A 4,416-nucleotide genomic window follows, 5' to 3' on the forward strand; every position below is an offset into this window, starting at 1 on the left:
TCCCAAACTCCTTATATCTTGATGACGCCAGAGAAAATATTAGTAAACTGAAAAACAAACCGAGTGATAATTTATGAGTAAAAAAAATAACAACAAGTCTGTTAATTGTTCTTTCTGCGGCCGCGACGGAAGCGAAGTTTCCAGCATGGTTGCCGGTCCGGACGTATATATCTGTGATATATGCATCACAACAAGCGTGGATATTTTGAAAAATAATCTGGCCGCTTATACGGGAAAGACAAAAAACGACTATGTACTTACGCCTGAGATGATTAAGAAAAATCTGGATGAATATGTAGTTGACCAGGAAAGGGCAAAGAAGGTGCTTTCGGTTGCCGTCTATAACCACTATAAAAGAGTTCAGAGTAAGTCCACATTCTTTGAGCTTGACGACGTGGAAATCGAAAAAAGCAACATTCTGCTCATAGGCCCGACAGGCGTTGGAAAAACACTCCTTGCACAGACATTGGCAAAAATACTTGATGTTCCCTTTGCAATTGCAGATGCCACAACTCTTACCGAGGCCGGCTACGTTGGCGATGACGTGGAAACGGTGCTTGTAAGGCTTCTTCAGGCAGCAGATTACAACCTTGAAAAGGCGCAGAAGGGAATTGTATATATAGATGAAATAGACAAGATTGCAAGAAAAAGCGAAAGCACTTCCATTACAAGAGATGTTTCAGGCGAGGGAGTTCAGCAGGCGCTTCTGAAGATTTTAGAAGGCACCGTAGCCGGCGTACCGCCAAGAGGAGGGCGCAAGCACCCGGAACAGAGCCTTATAAACGTTAATACAAAAAACATACTCTTTATTGTTGGCGGCGCATTTGCCGGAGTTGAAAACATCATCGCCTCCAGAATTAACAAGAACAAGATGGGATTTGGAAGCGAAATCTCAGGCAGCCACGACATGAACCAGGACGACCTGATAAGCCTCGTTCAGCCTGAGGACCTTCTGAAGTACGGTCTTATTCCTGAACTGATCGGGCGTCTTCCTGTTACGGCACCTCTGCAGTCGCTTTCAAAAGACGCGCTGAAGAATATTCTTACCGAACCCAGAAACGCGCTTTTGAAACAGTACAAGAAACTTTTCTTAATGGAAGGTGTAGAACTGGAATTCGACCCATTTGCAATTGACGCTATAGTCCAGAAGGCAATTGAAAGGAAGACCGGGGCAAGAGCACTGCGCTCTATAATTGAAGACTTCCTGCTTGACATTATGTTTGAGCTCCCGTCTATGGATAACGTCGATAAGTGCGTAATTACGAAAGATACGGTTGAAAACGGCGACAAGCCGGTTTATATAGAAGCTGACAGAAAATCAGCTTAAAATCACTTTGTAAGAAATAGTATGCAAATAAAAGGAAGACTATGCGTCTTCCTTTTATTTTTTGCTTTTTATACCAGGATGATCCGATGAAATATCTAATAGCAATTTTACTTATCTTTTCTTCCGGCCTCTTTGCACAGTCAAAACTGCTTATCTATATGGATCTCGAGCAAACTGACCACCTTAAAGCCTACGGAATAACCTTTAACGCGCTAAAAGCGGGATTGAAAGCCGACTGGCTTTTGAACTACCGCGGCGGGTCTTTTATGCTCGACTATTCCGGGGAGCTTGCAAACACGTGCAGGATCAAGGGAGTTGCCTTTGACGCGCTTGATGCCTCACAGGCCTCTGAAATCTACCGCCTCGTCCAGAGCGAAGACCAGAATATGGAAGTAATGCACCTTGAAAAAGCCCCCCGCATTGCGGTCTACGTCCCTAAAGGCTTTAAGCCCTGGGATGACGCCGTAACGCTTGCACTGGAATATGCCGAGGTGCCTTACGACAAGGTATGGGCCGAGGAGATCTTAAGGGGCGACCTTTCTAAATATGACTGGCTTCACCTGCACCACGAGGATTTTACGGGGCAGTACGGTAAATTTTATGCCAGCTTCTCAGGGGCACAGTGGTACATTGAGCAGCAGATGCTCTATGAAAGCGAGGCAAAAAAGCTGGGCTATAAGAAAGTCTCTCAAATGGAGCTCGATGTAGTTAAGACTATAAAAAATTACGTGGCGCAGGGAGGATTCCTTTTTGCAATGTGCTCGGCAACGGATTCTTACGACATAGCTCTTGCTGCCGACGGCGTTGACATATGCGACAAGATGTACGACGGCGACTCGCCGGATCCCGATGCACAGAAGAAGCTGGACTTCTCAAAGACACTCGCATTCCAGGATTTTAAGCTTGAGATGAACCCTTACGTTTATGAGTTTTCAGATATCGACGTACAGATGCAGGAGATAGGCTCTCCGCAGAACGATTATTTTACTCTCTTCCAGTTCTCAGCCAAGTACGATCCCGTTCCCACAATGCTGACACAGGATCACGTTAACGTTGTGCACGGCTTTATGGGGCAGACCACCATGTTCCACAAAAAAGACATTAAAAAGTCCGTTATCCTCCTTGCCGAGCGCGCCGGGACGGACCAGATTAAGTACATACACGGAAATTTCGGCAGGGGAACATTCACCTTCTACGGCGGGCACGATCCCGAGGACTATCAGCATATGGTTGGAAGCCCCCCGACCGACTTAAGCCTTTATAAGAATTCGCCCGGCTACAGGCTGATACTTAACAACATACTGTTCCCGGCGGCAGAAAAGAAAAAACAGAAAACTTAAAACAATACAGAAAATATTTATTGGAGCAGCATGAAAAAGGTAAATGTTAAGAATTCCAGCGGGGAATTCATTGTCGGCAAGATGGTCTGCGTGGGACGCAATTATGCCGAGCACATAAAGGAGCTGGGGCATGAGACGCCTGAATTCCCACTTATATTTCTTAAACCCGCCTCTACAATAATTTATTCGGGCGACAAAGTAATTCACCCGACTTATTCAGAAGAACTGCACTATGAGGGTGAGCTTGTTCTGCTTATAGGAAAAGATATTAAGAACGGTGATGCCATTGAGGCCGAAGAGGCAATTGCAGGCTACGGCGTGGGGCTTGATATGACGCTGAGGGACCTGCAGCGCGAACTTTCAAAAAAAGGGAACCCGTGGACACTGGCCAAGTGCTTTGACACCTCAGCCGTGCTTTCAGACTTTGTACTGAAGACTGAGCACCCTCTTACAATGAAAGAAACAATAACTCTTAAGGTTAACGGAGAGGTAAGGCAGAACAGCACGCTGGATATGATGATATTCCCGCCCGTGGAAATTGTAAAATACATCTCTGCGGTCCTGCCGCTTGAAAAAGGGGATTTGATCTTTACAGGCACTCCTGCAGGAGTTGGCAAAGTAGTTAAGGGAGATAAAATTGAGGCCGAAATTACAGGAATAGGGAGCCTGGAAACGGAAATAGCCTAGTGTCTTAGTTATATATGCAATTATTGGAGCCGGGAGGCGGGAATAAAATCCCTCTTCCCGGTTTTTTTATAAACTTTATTTATTGAGGTGCGATAAAGCCTGTCTTATAAGGTCTTCTAAAGGTACGGACGGGTTTTCCATCAGTATATCGCGTATGGCTTTCTCGGCCATCTTCTGGTTATAGCCTAAGGTTGTAAGAGCCGCAATGGCGTCGTCTTTAATCTTAAATGAGGCCACAAGGGGAGATTCCTTTTCGCCGGTAACTGCATCCACCTTGTCCCTAAGATCCAGGAGCATGCGTTCTGCCGTTTTACGACCCACGCCCGGCACGGCAACGAGCCTTGCAATGTTGCCGGACTTAAGAGCGTGCTTTAATTCGTCAATCTGTATGCCCGATAAGATTCCCTGTGCAAGCTTGGGCCCTATGCCGTTTATGCTTATTAAAAGCTCAAACATCTGTTTTTCGGATTCAGATGAAAACCCGTAGAGAGTCATTGCATCCTCCCGAACGGCCAGGTATGTATGGACTGAGGCCGGCTGGCCTTCTTCGGGGAGCTTTTCAAAGGTGTTGATTGAAACGTTTACCACGTAGCCTACGCCTGAAACATCCAGGAGCACCTGAGTGGGCTTTTTGCTTAATATTTTGCCTGTAAGATGTCCAATCATTTCTTAAACTGCTTAGTTGTTAATTACTCTGCCCGGGTTTGCCTCAATGAAAGCCTTCCAGCTTTTGGCCTTTGGGACAGCCGATTTAACCCTGAAGGCATGGCATGTTGCAATTGCAAGGGCGTCAGACTCATCAAAAAGCATTTTCTTTTCTTCAAGAGAAAGAATGTGGTTGATCATATACTGAACCTGCCGTTTTGAGGCAGCTCCGTTTCCCACAACTGACTTCTTAACTTCCCTGGGGGAGTATTCACTGACAGGAAGGCCGTTATGCACGGCAGCCAGCATTGCAACCCCGCGGGCATAACCTATTTTCATGGCCGACTGAACGTTTTTTCCAAAGAAAGCCGATTCAATTGCAAATTCATCCGGCTTATATATCTTTATATATTTGTC

The 4,416-nt window shown here is 45.9% G+C and carries 5 protein-coding genes; 3 read left to right on the top strand and 2 right to left on the bottom strand.

The window, feature by feature from the left end; genetic code table 11:
* Positions 1–73 precede the first annotated feature (73 nt).
* The 3 genes from clpX to HF312_21220 all read left to right on the top strand — a co-directional run bounded on the left by clpX (position 74) and on the right by HF312_21220 (position 3,354).
* Positions 74–1,327 carry an ATP-dependent Clp protease ATP-binding subunit ClpX gene (clpX, locus tag HF312_21210; GenBank protein MCU7522735.1) on the top strand — a complete coding sequence of 418 codons (1,254 nt, stop codon included), beginning with the start codon at positions 74–76 and terminating at the stop codon, positions 1,325–1,327.
* Positions 1,328–1,413: 86 nt separating this feature from the next.
* Positions 1,414–2,667 (top strand): asparagine synthetase B, encoded by a 1,254-nt coding sequence (locus HF312_21215; protein MCU7522736.1) that lies wholly within the window; start codon positions 1,414–1,416, stop codon positions 2,665–2,667.
* Between the two features lie 30 nt (positions 2,668–2,697).
* Positions 2,698–3,354: a fumarylacetoacetate hydrolase family protein gene (locus HF312_21220; protein MCU7522737.1), complete on the top strand. Its 657-nt coding sequence runs from the start codon at positions 2,698–2,700 to the stop codon at positions 3,352–3,354.
* Positions 3,355–3,429: 75 nt separating this feature from the next.
* On the opposite strand, the gene ruvA is transcribed toward HF312_21220, so the two are convergent.
* Positions 3,430–4,020, bottom strand: a complete 591-nt coding sequence (ruvA, locus tag HF312_21225; GenBank protein MCU7522738.1) for a Holliday junction branch migration protein RuvA — start codon at positions 4,018–4,020, stop codon at positions 3,430–3,432.
* 12 nt (positions 4,021–4,032) lie between these two features.
* Positions 4,033–4,416, bottom strand: a 384-nt coding sequence (gene ruvC / locus HF312_21230; protein MCU7522739.1) for a crossover junction endodeoxyribonuclease RuvC, incomplete at its 5' end; no start/stop codon positions are given.

The sequence above is a fragment of the Ignavibacteria bacterium genome, from assembly GCA_025612375.1.
Taxonomy (GTDB): Bacteria; Bacteroidota; Ignavibacteria; order Ignavibacteriales; family SURF-24; genus JAAXKN01.

What these genes read in the sequence shown, in the direction of transcription:
- clpX (MCU7522735.1), top strand. Translation starts at nt 74, where the DNA reads ATGAGTAAAAAAAATAACAACAAGTCTGTTAATTGTTCTTTCTGCGGC.
- HF312_21215 (MCU7522736.1), top strand. Translation starts at nt 1,414, where the DNA reads ATGAAATATCTAATAGCAATTTTACTTATCTTTTCTTCCGGCCTCTTT.
- HF312_21220 (MCU7522737.1), top strand. Translation starts at nt 2,698, where the DNA reads ATGAAAAAGGTAAATGTTAAGAATTCCAGCGGGGAATTCATTGTCGGC.
- ruvA (MCU7522738.1), bottom strand. Translation starts at nt 4,020, where the DNA reads ATGATTGGACATCTTACAGGCAAAATATTAAGCAAAAAGCCCACTCAG.